The sequence below is a fragment of the Paraburkholderia sp. 32 genome, from assembly GCF_050435345.1.
Classification (GTDB): domain Bacteria; phylum Pseudomonadota; class Gammaproteobacteria; order Burkholderiales; family Burkholderiaceae; genus Paraburkholderia; species Paraburkholderia tuberum.
In genome coordinates, this window is sequence record NZ_JBNDKD010000003.1 from 2,722,115 (window position 1) to 2,736,756 (window position 14,642).

The following is a 14,642-nucleotide window of genomic DNA, read 5'->3' on the forward strand; positions in this document are numbered from 1 at the left end:
AGTGCGGACCGGCGGCCGAGCCTTCGTTACAATGGCCGCTAATCCGATAACCAGATTCACGCGATCCTTGAACAACGACACTCCGCCCGGCCTTGAAGTCGCGGCCGGCAGCCAAGGCAAGATCGTCCGTCTCTCGGGCCAGTGGACGGCGCTCGCGCTCGCGCGCGATCGCGACACCGGGCACGTGATTCCGCAACTGCGTTCGCTGACCGGCGCGCAGGGCATCGGCGAGTGGGACCTGTCGCGCGTCGACAGGATGGACCACGTCGGCGGCCAGGCGCTGTGGCGCGTGTGGGGCCGCAAGATGCCGCCGGGCACCGCGCTCACGGACACGCAGCGCGACATCTTCGAGCGCATCGCGCTGCTCGACACGGTGCGCGAGAGCGCCGAGCCGGTCACGCGCCTCGATCCCTTTACGCGTCTCGGCCTCGGGCTCTTCTCGTTCGTCGAGCACCTGCAGGGCGGCGTCGCGATGCTCGGGCGCTTCGTGCTCGATCTGCTCGCGATCGCGCGCAAGCCGAAACTCACGCCGTGGACCGAAATCTCCGCGAACATCTATAACGCCGGCGCTCGCGCGCTGCCGATCACCGCGCTGGTCGCGTTCCTGATCGGCATCGTGTTGAGCTATCTGTCGGCACAGCAATTGCGCATGTTTGGCGCGAACCAGTTCATCGTCAATATTCTCGGCCTCGCGGTGATTCGCGAACTCGGCCCGGTGCTGTCGGCGATTCTGGTGGCGGGCCGCTCGGGCTCGGCGATCACCGCGCAGATCGGCGTGATGCGCGTGACCGAGGAGCTCGACGCGATGCGCGTAATGGGCATCCCGCACGGCCTGCGGCTGATCCTGCCGCGCGTGATCGCACTGGCCGTCGCGATGCCGCTGCTCGTGATGTGGACCAACGTGATCTCGTTGACGGGCGGCGCGCTCGCCGCGAAGCTCGTGCTCGGCATCGACATGAGCTTCTTCGCGCGCCAGCTGCCGAACGTCGTGCCGATCGCGAACCTGTGGATCGGGCTTGGCAAGGGCGCGGTATTCGGCATGCTGATCGCGATCGCCGGCTGTCATTTCGGCTTCCGTATCAAAGCCAATTCGCAGAGTCTCGGCGAAGGCACGACGACCTCGGTGGTCACGTCGATCACCATCGTGATTCTCGCGGACGCGGTGTTCGCGATCCTCTTTCAAAACGTGGGGCTAGGATGATCGCGCCACTCACCGAAGCCGTACGCGGCCAACCCGTACCGTCGATCGCCGAGCCGGTGATCGAGGTGATCGACATCACCAAGCGCTACGGCCGCAACATCGTGCATCAGCATCTGAGCCTCGACGTGCGGCGCGGCGAGATCGTGTCTGTCGTCGGCGGCTCGGGTTCGGGCAAGACCACGCTGGTGCGGCAGATTCTCGGCCTCGAGCGCCCGTCGAGAGGCACGATCAAGCTGTTCGGCGAAGACCTCGCAACGATCTCGCCCGACACCGCGCTGCTGATGCGCAGCCGCTCTGGCATGCTGTTCCAGCGCGGCGCGCTGTTCTCGTCGCTGTCGGTGTTCGACAACGTCGCGCAACCGGTGCGCGAGCTCGGCAAGGTGCCCGAAGACCTGCTGCGCGACATCGTGATGCTGAAGCTCGAAATGGTCGGGCTGCCGTGCAAGCACGCGTCGAAGATGCCATCGGCGCTGTCGGGCGGCATGATCAAGCGGGTTGGCATCGCGCGCGCGATCGCGCTCGAACCCGAACTGCTGTTCCTCGACGAACCGACCGCCGGCCTCGACCCGGAGGCGTCCGACGAATTCGTCGAGCTGATCTCGGGGCTGCATCGCGCGCTCGGTCTGACGGTCGTGATGATCACGCACGATCTCGATACGATGGTCGCACTGTCGACCCGCGTGGCCGTGCTGGCCGATCGCAAAGTGCTCGTCAACGCGCCGGTCGAGGAGGCCGCGGGCGTCGACCATCCGTTCATCCACGAATATTTCCTCGGCCTGCGCGGGCGACGCGCGCTGCAGGCGCTGCCGCCGGAGCGCCGCGCGAAGCTGCCGCAGGCGGCGCTCGAGCCGGCGTCGTCCGAGTTGCCGCTGTGAGGCCGGCCGCCATGAACCAGGCCGCTATGAACCAGGGAAACTGACAATGGAAAATAAAGCGCATGCGTTCTGGGCCGGGCTCTTCACGGTCGTGCTGACGGCGGCGATCGCGCTGGCGGCGTATCTGTTCAACGTCGACCGCACCGTGCGGGTGCCGTACGACCTGATCGCGCGCACCAGCGTGAACGGCCTCTTTGCTGACGCGGCGGTGCGCTTTCGCGGGCTCGACGTCGGCCGTGTGCAGTCGATCAAGTTCGATCCGACACATCCGGGGCAGATCCTGATCCGCATCATGGTCGACGAGCACGCGCCGATCACGCATTCGACGTTCGGCAGCCTCGGCTTGCAGGGCGTGACCGGCATCGCGTTCATCCAGCTCGACGATACCGGGCGCGATCTGACGCCGCTGCCGTCGTCGGCCCAAAAGGTCGCGCAATTGCCGATGCGCCCGGGTCTGTTCGACCAGTTGCAGCGACGCGGCGAGGTGCTGCTGCGCAAGCTCGAAAAAGTCACCGACAACGTGAACGACATGCTGTCGCCGGAAATGGTCGCGCAACTGCACGACACGGCGGCGAGCATCGCGCAGGCGGCCTCGGGCGTCGCGACGCTGACTCGTGAGATGGCGCCGGTCGCCAGCAAGCTGCCCGGCACGGTCGACCAGCTGAACCGCACGCTCGCGTCGACCAACCAGATGATCACCGGCCTGAACCGTCCGGACGGGCCCCTCGAGCGCAATCTGGACAAGGTCGGCACGGCCGCGCAGCAGGCGGGCGATGCGCTCGCGCAGATGAACATGTCGCTGCAGGACCTGTCCGCCCGGGTCGGCTACGAGACGCTGCCGCGCGTCAATTCGCTGACCGAGGACGTGCGCGCGGCGGCGCAATCGATCGACCGCGCCGCCGACACCTTCAACACCAATCCGCGCAGCGTGCTGTTCGGCGCGCCGCGCCCGGCGCCGGGTCCGGGCGAGGCCGGCTTCGCGTGGCCCGCAACCGCCGCGCCCGCAGCTCACTAAATCCGCAGGCTAGAACAGAGGAAGATGCTCATGTCACGCTCGATTCACCGACTGTTGTCCGCGCGCGCCGCGCTCGCGGCGCTGCTTGCGTTCGGCGTGCTGGCGGCGGGCTGCGCGGGCACGTCCGCGGTGGTGTCGGATGTCCGCTACGACTTCGGACCACCGCCGCAGGCCGCCGCGGCGAGCCGGCTGCCGGCCGTCAAGGTGCTGGAGGTCAGCGCGCCGTCCGTGCTCGAATCCGACCGGCTGACATATCGGCTGAGCTACGCCGACGCGCAGCAGACGGCCGCCTACGCCAACAGCCACTGGACGATGATGCCGTCGCAACTGCTGACGCAGCGCCTGCGCAACACGCTGAGCGAGCGCGGCACCGTGCTGACGGGCGCGGACGGCGTGAGCGCGCCGGTGCTGCGGGTCGATCTGACCGAGTTCGAGCAGGTGTTCGACAGCCAGACGGACAGCCACGGCGCGATCACCGCGCGCGCGACGCTGATGCAGGGCGGCAAGGTGATCGGCCAGCAGACCTTCGTCGCGCACGCGCCCGCGCATTCGGCGGATGCGGCCGGCGGCGCGCGGGCGCTCGCCGCGGCCAGCGACGACCTCGTCGCGCAGATCACCACGTGGCTCGGCTCGCAGGCGCTGGTCGCCGCGCAATGACGGGCGGGCAGCGCACGCAACGGAGCGCTGCATGAGCGAACGTCCCTGGCTGCGCCGCCCGTCGACGCTGGCCCGTCAGGCGCTGCTGCTTTACACGGCGCTGATCGTCTACGGGTCGTGGTATCCGTTCTCGGGCTGGCGCTCGCTCGGCATCACGCCGTTCGCCTATCTGTTCGATCCGATGCCGCAGTACCTGACGGCGTTCGACGTCGTCACCAACGTGCTCGGCTATATGCCGTTCGGCGCGCTGGTGGTGCTCGCGGTGTACCCGCGTTGGCGCGGCACGCTGGCCGTCGCGCTCGCGTTCGTGTTGGGCGGTCTGCTGTCAGGCACGATGGAAGCCGTGCAGACCTATCTGCCGACACGCGTCGCCTCCAATCTCGATCTCGCCGCCAACACGCTGGGCGCGCTCGTCGGCGCGGCGGTGATGTCGCCGTTGACCGGCGCGCTGCTCGACCGCGGCCTGCTCAGGCGTTTGCGGTTGCTGTGGTTCGAGCGCGGCCATGCGACGCTCGCGTGCCTCGTCGCCGCGTGGCCGTTTGCGACGATGTATCCGTCGCCGCGTCTGTTCGGTCTCGGCAACTGGCCGCGCGCGCTGTGGCTGAGCGTCGATCCGGCCACCCAGGACGCGCTGCTCGCGTGGACGCCGTCCGCGTGGCATGTCGGCGCATGGCCGGCGGCGGCCGCCGCGTGGCTGGACGACGACACATGGGAAGCGCTGATCACGGCGCTAAACCTGTTCGCGGCGCTCGCGCTTGCGTCGCTGCCGGCGCGCCGTGATGCGCCACGCGTGCGCCTGCTGTGCGTGTTCATCGTCGCGACCTTGTGCGTGAAGGCCGGCGCGACGTTCCTGCAATCGCAATCGGGCCTCGCGTTCGACTGGGCGACGCCCGGCGCGCTAATCGGACTCGTGTGCGGCACCGTCGCGGCGCTCGTCGCGCTGCCGCTGCGGCGGCGGTTGCGTGCGACGCTCGCCGGGGTCGCGCTGGTCGTCGCACTCGTGTTCGTCAATCTGCTGCCGGTGAACCCGTATTTCGACGCCGTGCTCGCCGACTGGCGGCAGGGACGCTATCTGCATTTCAACGGGCTCGCGCGCTGGCTCGCATGGATATGGCCCTATGCGGCGCTGGTGTGGCTCGCGTTCGCGGTCGAGCGGGCGTGGCTCAAGCGGCGCGCGAGGCGGGCGTGACGTGCTTGCGCGCCGGCCGCCAGGTCCCGACGCCTGCACAGCCCGGTCGCTATAATCGTCCGCACCGCCATTGCACTTCCTTTCAGGCTCGCCTCCCGAACATCATGAATTCCTTCTACAAGCACCACGTTTTCTTCTGTCTGAATCAACGCGACCCCGGCGCCGAGCGTCCGAGCTGCGCGAACTGCAACGCACAGGCGATGCAGGAATACGCGAAACAACGCGTGAAGCAACTCGGCCTCGCCGGGCCCGGCCAGGTGCGCATCAACAAGGCCGGCTGCCTCGATCGCTGCGAACTGGGCCCGACGCTCGTCGTGTATCCCGAGGCGGTCTGGTACACCTACGTCGACGAGAGCGACATCGACGAGATCGTCGAATCGCATCTTGCGAACGGCAAGATCGTCGAGCGTCTGAAGATCGATCAATAACGCGAACCACAAAACGATCCATCCCGATGAACGTCAACACGAAGAAGTATCTGATCGACGGCCCGGTCGGCAAGATCGAGGTCGCGCTGGACCTGCCCGACGGCGTGCGCGAAAAAGGCGCCGCGCCACGCGGCATCGCGCTCGTCGCGCATCCGCATCCGCTGTTTGGCGGCACGATGGACAACAAGGTCGCGCAGACCCTCGCGCGCACGCTCGTGCAGCTGAACTACGTCACTTACCGGTCGAATTTCCGCGGCGTCGGCCAGACCCAGGGCGAGCACGACGCGGGCGTCGGCGAGCGCGACGATCTGCGCGCGGTGCTCGAGCACATGCGCGCAGATCCGGACTACGGCGATCTGCCGCTCGTATTGGCGGGCTTTTCGTTCGGCACCGTGGTGCTGTCGCACGTCGCGGCGAAGCTGCGCGATGAAGGCCGGGAAATCGAGCGCATCGTGTTCGTCGGTACCGCGGCGAGCCGCTGGGACGTCGCACCCGTGCCCGAAAGCACACTCGTGATCCACGGCGAAGTCGACGAGACCGTCCCCGTCCAGTCCGTGTTCGACTGGGCGCGGCCGCAGGAACTGCCGGTCGTCGTGATTCCGGGCGCCGAGCACTTTTTGCATCGCAAGCTTCACATCCTGAAGCGGATCATCGTCGACGCCTGGCGCTGAAAACGCGCGACGCGCATTTTGCGGGGGACAGGTGCGCGCAAACGTGTGCAAATCGACGACACGCGCGCGAAGCTGACCAGGTAGCGCGCGTATAATGGGCGCTCTTTTTTTGGGCACAGCGCCGCCCAGCCGGCAGAATCGCGCGCCGCGGAATCATTTCGCGGGAGGGCGCGGCCGGGTGCGCAGCGCTGCGCTCGCGAACCGATTGCGTCGCCATCAGTCCAACGGGCGCCCGCCGTTTTACGGCCAGATGCCCCGCCGACCGGCTCCCCCAACTCCGCGCGCTGTCGCGCAACGAATTTTTCTGCACGAATCGACCCTATGCGTTTCTCCTCCTCTGGCCGCACGGCATTCCCGTCACTCGCTTCTTTCGTTCCCGCTTCGCTCAATCGCGCCATCGCCGTCGGCCTCGTGCTGCCGGCCACGCTCGTCGCCAGCACCGCGTTCGCGCAGGTGCCGCCGCCGGGCGTCAACGCGCGCTCGTGGGTGCTCGTCGACGCGACCAGCAACCAGGTGCTCGCGTCCGCCAATGCCGACGAGCGCGTCGAGCCGGCGTCGTTGACCAAGCTGATGACCGCGTATCTCGTGTTCGAGGCGCTCGACACGAAGAAGATCACGATGGATCAGAGCATCGAGCCGAGCGAAGCCGTGCGGCGCGTGCGCAACGACGAATCGCGCATGTTCATCGAGGCGCTCAAGCCGGTGACCGTGCACGACCTCGTGTACGGCATGATCGTGCAGTCGGGCAACGATGCGGCAATTGCGCTCGCCGAACTGGTGGGCGGCAGCGAGGCGCAGTTCGTCGACATGATGAACAAGGAGGCGCAAAAGCTCGGCATGACGCACACGCATTTCGCCGACGTGAACGGCATGCCCGACCCGCAGCACTACACCACGGCGGGCGATCTCGCGATCCTGTCGGCCCGCCTGATTCGCGACTATCCCGAGTACTACAACATCTTCTCGGTCAAGGAATTCACGTACAACAAGATCAAGCAGCCGAACCGCAACCGTCTGCTGTGGATCGACCCGACCGTCGACGGTCTGAAGACCGGTCACACGCAAGCGGCCGGCTACTGCCTGATCGCGAGCGCGAAGCGTCCGCTGCCCGGCACGACCGACGCGTCGCGCCGTCTCGTCTCGGTGATGATGGGCGAGACCAAGGAGCACGACCGCGTGCAGGACAGCCTGAAGATGCTGAACTACGGCTACACCGCCTACGACACGACGCGTCTGTACAAGGCGAACCAGGTCGTGGCCACGCCGCGCGTCTACAAGGGTTCGCAGGACAGCGTGCAGGTCGGCGTGAAAAGCGACCAGTACATCACGCTGCCGAAGGGCGCCGCCGACAAGGCGAAGCCGCAGATCGAACTCAACGATCCGCTCGTCGCGCCGATCGCCAACGGCCAGCAGATCGGCACCGCCAAGCTCGTCGCCGACGGCAAGGTGCTCGCGCAATTCCCGGTGGTCGCGCTGCAGCCCGTGCAGCAAGCCGGTGTGGTGGGCCGCGTGTGGGATTCGCTGATGCTGATGTTCAACAAGAAAAAGTAAGGGCTACGTCGCAATGACCGTTGTCTCCGAGGTTTCGCCGGACCCGATCGTTCATCTGAACGGCGAACTGGTGCCGTTGTCCGAAGCGCGCGTGCCGGTGCTCGACCGCGGCTTCATTTTCGGCGACGGCATTTACGAAGTGGCGCCGTTGTACGCGCACGCGAGCGGACGGCGCACCGCGTTTCGTCTGAAGCAGCATCTGGCGCGTCTCGCGCGCTCGGTCGGCAAGATCGGCATCGCCAATCCGCTCGACGACGCTGGCTGGCGCGAGCTGATCGGACGCGTGGCCGAGGCCAACGAAACGGACGGCGGCTTGCGTGCCGATCAGGACGCGATCGCATACATCCAGGTCACGCGTGGCGTGGCGAAGCGCGCTCACGCATTTCCGGCCGGCGTGAAGCCGACCGTGTTCGTGATGGTCACCGCGCTGAACCTGCCCGCCGCCGCGCAGCGCGCAAGCGGTGTCCCGTGCGTGAGCGCCGAGGATCGTCGCTGGCTCAATTGCGACATCAAGTCGGTGTCGCTGCTCGGCAACGTGCTGATGGCGCAATACGCGGCCGAAAACGACGCCTTCGAGACGCTGCAGTTCCGCGATGGTTTGCTGACCGAAGGGTCGTCGTCGAACGTGTGGATCGTGAAGGATGGCGTGCTGGCCGCGCCGCCGCGCAGCAACAGGATTCTCGAAGGGATCCGCTATGGGCTCATCGAGGAGCTGACGGCCGAATGCGGTATCCGCTTCGAAGCGCGCGACATCACCGAAGCTGAAGTGCGCGCGGCCGATGAAATCATCGTCAGCTCGGCGACCAAGGAAGTGCTGCCGGTCACGCGGCTCGATGGCGCGCCGGTCGGCGCGGGCCGCCCGGGCGCGGTGTTTGCGGAGCTGTATGCGGCGTATCAGCGAGCCAAGGCGGCTGAAGCCGCCGCGGCGGAAGAAGGAGTAGAGAATGAATCCCGAGAACGACTCACTGTTTGAATTCCCCTGCGATTTCCCGATCAAGATCATGGGCAAATCGCACCCCGAGTTTGCCGCGACGATCGTCGAAGTGGTGCGCGTGTTCGATAGCGAGGTCGATGCGTCGCGCGTCGAGACGCGGCCGTCGAGCAGCGGCACCTACACGGGGCTGACCGTCCACGTGCGGGCGACGAGCCGCGCGCATCTCGACGACATCTATCGCGCGCTGACCGGCCATCCGATGGTCAAGGTCGTGCTGTAACACCGCGCGGTTTTTCACCTTACGGCGCGACGCGCAACGCGTCCGCCGTCACTCCCTGCGCCGCCAGGCGCGCGCTCGCCGCGGGACCCGCCTCGCAGGCGAGATCGAACAGCAGCCTGAAGCGCGCCACCTCGTCGAACAACCAGTCGCGAAACGCCTTGACCCGCGCGGTCCCCAGCGTCTGCGGCAGGCAGACCAAATAGTATTGCCACGGGCTCGGCCCATCCACATCAAAGAGCCGCACGAGCCGGCCCGCCGCGATTTCGTGCATCGCGAGCGAGCGGCGCGTCAGCGCGACCCCCTGGCCGTCGACGGCCGCCTGCAACAGATTCGACGAATCCTGATACAGCACGCCGCGCTTCGGCTCCGGCCAGTCGGTGAGGCCGGCGGCGTCGAACCATGGGCGCCATAGCTCGTCGTCGGAGCGCAGCAGCGGGACTTTGGCGAGATCGGCCGGGGTTTGCGGCAGCTTGCCGCCGTTGAAGTTGGGCGAGCAGGCGGGGAAGAAAATCTCGTCGAGCAGCAGCTCGGCGTGCAGCCCCGGATATTTGCCGAAGCCGAAACGGATCGCGACGTCGACGTCGTCGCGCGCGAAGTCCGTCAGCGCATTGGTGGTCAGCAACTCGAGATCCCACTGCGGATTTGCCTCGATAAAGCTGCCGATGCGCGGCGTCACCCAGCGGGCCGCGAACGACGACAGCATCGATATCACGAGGCGCCGCTCGCGGTCGCCGGCACGGATCGCGCGAGTCGCGTCGGCGAGCTCCATCAACGCGGTGCGCACCTGGGTGGCGTAGCGACGGCCGGTTTCGGTGAGGCGCACGCGCTTGCCGTCGCGCGCGAACAGCGACACGCCGAGCTCGGCCTCGAGCGCGCGGATCTGGTGGCTGACCGCGCCGTGCGTGACGAACAATTCGTCGGCGGCGCGCGAAAAGCTTTCGTGGCGGGCGGCGGCTTCGAACGCCTTGATCGCGTTCAGGGCGGGGAGTTGACGCAGGTCCATCGCAATATTTCTCACATAGACGTGAAAATTGATCGTTTTGACCAGGTCCTTGCTGCACATAGGATTCTAGTCATGAAACGATTTTTGGCGAGGGCCTCATGCGAGAAATTTCCTCTAGTATTGCATATGAAATCCGCACTGGCGACACGCTGCCGCTGAAGGTTGCGCGCAGCACGAAGTTGCGCGTGCATGGCGGCGCAGTGTGGGTCACGCGCAGCGACGACACAAAGGACTACTGGCTGCAGCCTGGGCAGACGCTGCATCTGCGGCGCGGCGAGCGGCTCTGGCTCAGCGCCGAGGGCGCCACGTTCGCGAAGGTTACGTTCTTGGTGCCGACGCGCTGCGACGAGCGCGCGCTGAACTGGCTCGCTCGCATCGGCGAGCGCTGGATGATGCGTGTGCGCGGCGGCTGGCGCACCGTTTGACGGTGGCGCGGCGCAAAAGCCGTGCATGACGCCGGGGCCGGCAGCGTACCGGCCCCGGCTGTGCAGGTTCCCGGTGGCCGCGGGCGCGGTTTCCGAGATTTCGGTAAACTCCCGGAATCATGTGCGCCACCCCGGTCTCTCCGTCTCCGCTACCTGCCATCGAGCCGCTCATGCTGCGCTGGCTCGGCCGCGAACCCTACGAAGCCAGTTTCGACGCGATGCGCGCCTTCACCGACGCCCGCACCGCCGACACCGCCGACGAAATCTGGCTCGTCGAACATCCACCCGTCTTCACGCTCGGCCAGGCCGGCGATCCGGCGCACCTGCTCGCGGCAGACAGCAACATTCCGCTCGTCAAGGTCGACCGCGGCGGGCAGATCACGTATCACGGGCCCGGCCAGGTGGTCGCCTATCTGCTGCTCGACCTGCGTCGGCGCAAGCTGATGGTGCGCGAGCTGGTCACCCGGATCGAGCAGGCCGTGATCGACACCCTCGCGGCGTATAATCTCGCCGGAGAACGCAAGGCGGGCGCCCCCGGCATCTACGTGGCGCCTGGGCCCGACGCCGGGCTCCATGCCGGCGCCAAGATCGCGGCGCTTGGCCTGAAAATCCGCAACGGCTGCAGCTATCACGGCGTGAGTCTGAACGTGAACATGGACCTGCGGCCGTTTCTCGCGATCAATCCATGCGGCTACGCGGGGCTCGAAACAGTCGACATGGCGACGCTCGGCATCGCCGCCGGCTGGGACGACGTGGCCCGTACCCTCGCAGCAAGTCTCACCGCAAACCTCGACGGCAATCCCGCGGCCGTCGCCCAACCGCAGGCCGGTGCGCTCACCGCCTGACTGGATCGAACGAATGACTGACGTAACCGCGAATTCCGCAGCAGCCACCCCCGCGCCCGAAGGCGTGCCGGCCCCCGCCGCCTACGACGCCACCGCGAAGCAGAAAGCGCAAGCCAAGACCGCGCGCATCCCGATCAAGGTCGTTCCGATCGAAAAGCTGAAGAAGCCGGACTGGATCCGCGTGAAGGCGGCCACCGGCAATTCGCGCTTCTACGAGATCAAGCAGATCCTGCGCGAGCACAATCTTCACACGGTGTGTGAAGAGGCGAGCTGCCCGAACATCGGCGAATGTTTCGGCAAGGGCACCGCGACCTTCATGATCATGGGCGACAAGTGCACGCGTCGCTGCCCGTTCTGCGACGTCGGCCACGGCCGTCCCGATCCGCTCGACGCCGACGAACCGGCCAACCTCGCGCGCACCATCGCTGCGCTGAAGTTGAAGTACGTCGTGATCACCAGCGTCGACCGTGATGATCTGCGCGACGGTGGCGCGGCGCACTTCGTCGAATGTATCCGTCAGACGCGCGAGCTGTCGCCGCAAACGCGTATCGAAATCCTGACGCCGGACTTCCGTGGCCGCCTCGACCGCGCGCTCGGCATCCTGAATGCGGCGCCGCCCGACGTGATGAACCACAACCTCGAAACGGTGCCGCGTCTGTACAAGGAAGCGCGCCCGGGGTCGGATTACGCGCATTCGCTGAAGCTGCTGAAGGACTTCAAGGCGCTGCATCCGCACGTCGCGACCAAGTCCGGCCTGATGGTCGGCCTCGGCGAAACCGAAGAGGAAATCCTGCAAGTGATGCGCGATCTGCGCGAGCACGACGTCGACATGCTGACGATCGGCCAGTACCTGCAGCCGTCGGAGCACCATCTGCCGGTCCGCGCTTACGTGCATCCGGACACCTTCAAGATGTACGAGGAAGAGGCGTACAAGATGGGCTTCACGCACGCCGCGGTGGGCGCGATGGTTCGTTCGAGCTATCACGCCGACGTGCAGGCGCATGGAGCCGGCGTGGTCTGACGCGCTGGCGCCTCGCCGCTGTTGCCTCGCTTCACGCCCGCAGAAACGAAAAGCCCGCCGATGTGCGGGCTTTTTTCATAGACCGCTCTTCTATCAGCAAGGAAACGACACGTGGCAACCCCGATGGATCGCGGGACCTCCGCACAATGGCCTTATTCGCGGCTGATCGCGCACCGCTGTGGCGGTACGCTTGCGCCGGAAAACACCCTGGCCGGTTTCGACGCCTGCGTGCGCTACGGCTATCGCATGGTCGAATTCGACGCGAAGCTGTCCGCCGACAACGCGCTGTTCCTGCTACATGACGACACGCTCGATCGCACGACCAACGGCCACGGGCCGGCGGCCACGCACACATGGCAGCAACTCGCCGCTCTGGATGCCGGCGCGTGGCGCGGCGCGCAGTTCACCGGCACGCGGCTGCCGACGCTGGCCGACGCGGCCGAGCGTTGCGCGCGCGACGGCATCGCGGCGAACATCGAGATCAAGCCGTGTCCGGGCCGCGAAGTCATCACCGGCGCACTGGTCGCCCAGGGCGCGCTCGAGCTTTGGCAAGGGCAGACGCCGCCGCTGGTGTCGTCGTTTTCGTTCGACGCGCTCGCCGCCGCGCGCGATGCCGCGCCGTCGCTGCCGCGCGGCATGCTGTTCGAGCGGGTGCCGGCGGACTGGCTGCGCATCGTGCGCGAACTCGACTGCGTCTCGCTGCACGCGAGTCACCGCTATCTGAGCAAACCGCTGGTCGCGCAGATCCGCGCGGCCGGGCTGCGCGTGCTCGCCTACACGGTGAACGATCCGGCGCGCGCGCAGTTGCTCGAAGAATGGGGCGTCGACATGATCTGCACGGACCGGATCGATCTGTTGACGTGACGTTGCGCTCGCAAGCTCCGCACAAACCCCTGCGGGTTTCCCCGCAAACGCGCGCGCACCGAATTCCGGATTCCCCGACAGCGCTCGTCCGGATTTCCGGAAACCCGGACGGCGCGCGCCGAGCTGTGCCGGAAAACCCATAAAAATCAAGGCTTCCAGTCTGAAATCAAACTGGCATCGACCTTGCGAAAGAAAGCGCGTGGCCGCCACGGCCCGACAAAAAAGCAAGGAGACAAAATGTCCGATTTCCCTTCCCGGTATTTCTGAATTCGTCGTCTTTGCAGCGGTCCGCTAACGTGCGCCCGCGCGACGACGTTTCGTTCGCGTGTCGCGCCTCGCGGCGGGTCATCAGCTCATATCCCTCGCAGGAACCATCGTGAAGAAACCTATCCATAAAGTGCTGTACGTCCAGGTGATCGTGGCGATCATCATCGGCATCGTACTCGGGCATTTCTACCCGAACCTCGCCATCGACATGAAGCCGCTCGGCGATGGCTTCATCAAGCTGATCAAGATGGTGATCGGGCCGATCATCTTCTGCACGGTCGTGACGGGCATCGCCGGCATGGAGGACATGAAGAAGGTTGGACGCGTCGGCGGCAAGGCGCTGTTGTACTTCGAAATCGTCTCGACCTTCGCGCTGGTGCTCGGCCTCGCCGCCACGCACCTGCTGCGACCCGGCGCCGGCTTCAACGTCGATCCGGCCTCGCTCGACGGCCGCGCGGTTGCGTCGTATGCCGCGAAGGCGCACGGCCAGTCGACGGTCGACTTCTTCATGCACATCATTCCGGACACGCTGTTGTCGGCGTTCGCGCAGGGTGAGATCCTGCAGATCCTGCTGATCGCGCTGCTGTTCGGCGCCGTGCTCGCGACGGCCGGTGAGAAGGGCAAGCCGGTGACCAACTTCATCGAAGGGCTCTCGCACATCCTGTTCGGCATGGTGCGCATCATCACGAAGCTCGCGCCGATCGGCGCGTTCGGCGCGATGGCCTTTACGATCGGCAAGTACGGCATCGGCTCGCTGCTGCCGATGCTCAAGCTGGTCGGCACGTTCTATCTGACCTCGATCGTGTTCGTGGTGGTCGTGCTCGGCGCGATCGCGCGGGCGGTGGGCTTCAACATCCTGCGTTTCGTCGCATACATCAAGGAAGAGATGCTGATCGTGCTCGGCACGAGCTCGTCCGAAGCCGCGCTGCCGCAGCTGATGCTGAAACTCGAAAAACTCGGCTGCTCGCGCTCGGTGGTGGGCCTCGTGGTGCCGACCGGCTACTCATTCAACCTCGACGGCACCAACATCTACATGACGATGGCGGTGCTGTTCATCGCTCAGGCGACCAACACCGACCTTACGTGGGGCCAGCAGCTGACGCTGCTCGCGGTGACGATGCTGACCTCGAAGGGTGCGAGCGGCGTGACCGGGGCGGGCTTCATCACGCTCGCGGCGACGCTGGCGGTGGTGCCGACGATTCCGCTGTCGGGCATGGTGCTGATCCTTGGCATCGACCGGTTCATGAGCGAGTGCCGCGCGCTGACGAACATCGTCGGCAACGGTGTCGCGACGGTCGTCGTGTCGGCCTGGGAAAAGGAGCTCGATCGCAGCAAGCTGAACAAGGTGCTGCGCGGCGAGGTGGCGGTCAAAGAGCCGGCCGGCGTTTGAGTCGCGCCTCGCCAACCCTGTCGTGA

Annotated in this window: 16 protein-coding genes; 15 read left to right on the forward strand and 1 reads right to left on the reverse strand. The window is 66.4% G+C overall.

The features are described 5' to 3' along the window. Window positions 1-67 precede the first annotated feature (67 nt). The 10 genes from OKW26_RS35420 to OKW26_RS35465 all read left to right on the forward strand — a co-directional run bounded on the left by OKW26_RS35420 (window position 68) and on the right by OKW26_RS35465 (window position 8,801). Entirely contained in the window at window positions 68-1,201 is a 1,134-nt protein-coding gene (locus tag OKW26_RS35420) for an MlaE family ABC transporter permease (protein WP_184062594.1), read from the forward strand. Then, the gene (locus OKW26_RS35425) at window positions 1,198-2,076 is read left to right on the forward strand and encodes an ABC transporter ATP-binding protein (RefSeq protein WP_429356526.1); all 879 of its coding nucleotides are present in this window, start codon (window positions 1,198-1,200) and stop codon (window positions 2,074-2,076) included. Before OKW26_RS35420 ends, OKW26_RS35425 begins: the two co-directional genes overlap by 4 nt. A 46-nt stretch (window positions 2,077-2,122) precedes the next feature. Continuing rightward, window positions 2,123-3,091 (forward strand): MlaD family protein, encoded by a 969-nt coding sequence (locus tag OKW26_RS35430; protein WP_429356527.1) that lies wholly within the window; start codon window positions 2,123-2,125, stop codon window positions 3,089-3,091. A gap of 30 nt (window positions 3,092-3,121) precedes the next feature. Continuing rightward, window positions 3,122-3,748, forward strand: coding sequence for an ABC-type transport auxiliary lipoprotein family protein (locus OKW26_RS35435; protein ID WP_429356528.1), 627 nt, complete (start codon window positions 3,122-3,124; stop codon window positions 3,746-3,748). Window positions 3,749-3,779: 31 nt separating this feature from the next. Further along, entirely contained in the window at window positions 3,780-4,937 is a 1,158-nt protein-coding gene (locus OKW26_RS35440; RefSeq protein WP_429356529.1) for a VanZ family protein, read from the forward strand. Between the two features lie 104 nt (window positions 4,938-5,041). Beyond that, window positions 5,042-5,365 carry a (2Fe-2S) ferredoxin domain-containing protein gene (locus OKW26_RS35445; RefSeq protein WP_429356530.1) on the forward strand — a complete coding sequence of 108 codons (324 nt, stop codon included), beginning with the start codon at window positions 5,042-5,044 and terminating at the stop codon, window positions 5,363-5,365. Window positions 5,366-5,391: 26 nt separating this feature from the next. After that, window positions 5,392-6,036, forward strand: coding sequence for an alpha/beta hydrolase (locus OKW26_RS35450; RefSeq protein ID WP_090802833.1), 645 nt, complete (start codon window positions 5,392-5,394; stop codon window positions 6,034-6,036). Between the two features lie 321 nt (window positions 6,037-6,357). Further along, entirely contained in the window at window positions 6,358-7,587 is a 1,230-nt protein-coding gene (locus OKW26_RS35455; RefSeq protein ID WP_429356531.1) for a D-alanyl-D-alanine carboxypeptidase family protein, read from the forward strand. Window positions 7,588-7,600: 13 nt separating this feature from the next. After that, window positions 7,601-8,560 (forward strand): D-amino acid aminotransferase, encoded by a 960-nt coding sequence (locus OKW26_RS35460; protein ID WP_090802837.1) that lies wholly within the window; start codon window positions 7,601-7,603, stop codon window positions 8,558-8,560. After that, window positions 8,532-8,801, forward strand: a complete 270-nt coding sequence (locus tag OKW26_RS35465) for a DUF493 family protein (protein ID WP_129960330.1) — start codon at window positions 8,532-8,534, stop codon at window positions 8,799-8,801. The genes OKW26_RS35460 and OKW26_RS35465 overlap by 29 nt, the downstream gene beginning before the upstream one ends. Window positions 8,802-8,820: 19 nt before the next feature. On the opposite strand, the gene OKW26_RS35470 is transcribed toward OKW26_RS35465, so the two are convergent. Beyond that, window positions 8,821-9,804, reverse strand: a complete 984-nt coding sequence (locus OKW26_RS35470) for a transcriptional regulator GcvA (protein ID WP_429356532.1) — start codon at window positions 9,802-9,804, stop codon at window positions 8,821-8,823. Between the two features lie 98 nt (window positions 9,805-9,902). Here OKW26_RS35470 and OKW26_RS35475 point away from each other — a divergent pair, with 98 nt between their 5' ends. From OKW26_RS35475 to OKW26_RS35495, 5 genes are all read left to right on the forward strand, one after another. Further along, the gene (locus OKW26_RS35475; protein ID WP_429356533.1) at window positions 9,903-10,229 is read left to right on the forward strand and encodes a DUF2917 domain-containing protein; all 327 of its coding nucleotides are present in this window, start codon (window positions 9,903-9,905) and stop codon (window positions 10,227-10,229) included. A gap of 119 nt (window positions 10,230-10,348) precedes the next feature. After that, window positions 10,349-11,074, forward strand: coding sequence for a lipoyl(octanoyl) transferase LipB (gene lipB, locus OKW26_RS35480; RefSeq protein ID WP_429356534.1), 726 nt, complete (start codon window positions 10,349-10,351; stop codon window positions 11,072-11,074). Between the two features lie 13 nt (window positions 11,075-11,087). Beyond that, on the forward strand, window positions 11,088-12,095 hold the full coding sequence (lipA, locus tag OKW26_RS35485; RefSeq protein ID WP_018419279.1) for a lipoyl synthase: 1,008 nt from the start codon (window positions 11,088-11,090) through the stop codon (window positions 12,093-12,095). Window positions 12,096-12,206: 111 nt separating this feature from the next. Then, entirely contained in the window at window positions 12,207-12,959 is a 753-nt protein-coding gene (gene ugpQ / locus OKW26_RS35490) for a glycerophosphodiester phosphodiesterase (RefSeq protein WP_429356535.1), read from the forward strand. A gap of 376 nt (window positions 12,960-13,335) precedes the next feature. Then, the gene (locus tag OKW26_RS35495; protein WP_184068582.1) at window positions 13,336-14,616 is read left to right on the forward strand and encodes a dicarboxylate/amino acid:cation symporter; all 1,281 of its coding nucleotides are present in this window, start codon (window positions 13,336-13,338) and stop codon (window positions 14,614-14,616) included. Window positions 14,617-14,642: the final 26 nt, after the last annotated feature.

Bases quoted from the DNA above. Each gene is read 5' to 3' on its own strand.
- OKW26_RS35425 (WP_429356526.1), top strand. From the start codon at position 1,198: ATGATCGCGCCACTCACCGAAGCCGTACGCGGCCAACCCGTACCGTCG.
- lipB (WP_429356534.1), top strand. From the start codon at position 10,349: ATGTGCGCCACCCCGGTCTCTCCGTCTCCGCTACCTGCCATCGAGCCG.
- OKW26_RS35440 (WP_429356529.1), top strand. From the start codon at position 3,780: ATGAGCGAACGTCCCTGGCTGCGCCGCCCGTCGACGCTGGCCCGTCAG.
- OKW26_RS35435 (WP_429356528.1), top strand. From the start codon at position 3,122: ATGTCACGCTCGATTCACCGACTGTTGTCCGCGCGCGCCGCGCTCGCG.
- OKW26_RS35460 (WP_090802837.1), top strand. From the start codon at position 7,601: ATGACCGTTGTCTCCGAGGTTTCGCCGGACCCGATCGTTCATCTGAAC.
- OKW26_RS35455 (WP_429356531.1), top strand. From the start codon at position 6,358: ATGCGTTTCTCCTCCTCTGGCCGCACGGCATTCCCGTCACTCGCTTCT.
- OKW26_RS35430 (WP_429356527.1), top strand. From the start codon at position 2,123: ATGGAAAATAAAGCGCATGCGTTCTGGGCCGGGCTCTTCACGGTCGTG.
- OKW26_RS35475 (WP_429356533.1), top strand. From the start codon at position 9,903: ATGCGAGAAATTTCCTCTAGTATTGCATATGAAATCCGCACTGGCGAC.
- OKW26_RS35470 (WP_429356532.1), bottom strand. From the start codon at position 9,804: ATGGACCTGCGTCAACTCCCCGCCCTGAACGCGATCAAGGCGTTCGAA.
- OKW26_RS35465 (WP_129960330.1), top strand. From the start codon at position 8,532: ATGAATCCCGAGAACGACTCACTGTTTGAATTCCCCTGCGATTTCCCG.
- lipA (WP_018419279.1), top strand. From the start codon at position 11,088: ATGACTGACGTAACCGCGAATTCCGCAGCAGCCACCCCCGCGCCCGAA.
- OKW26_RS35445 (WP_429356530.1), top strand. From the start codon at position 5,042: ATGAATTCCTTCTACAAGCACCACGTTTTCTTCTGTCTGAATCAACGC.
- OKW26_RS35450 (WP_090802833.1), top strand. From the start codon at position 5,392: ATGAACGTCAACACGAAGAAGTATCTGATCGACGGCCCGGTCGGCAAG.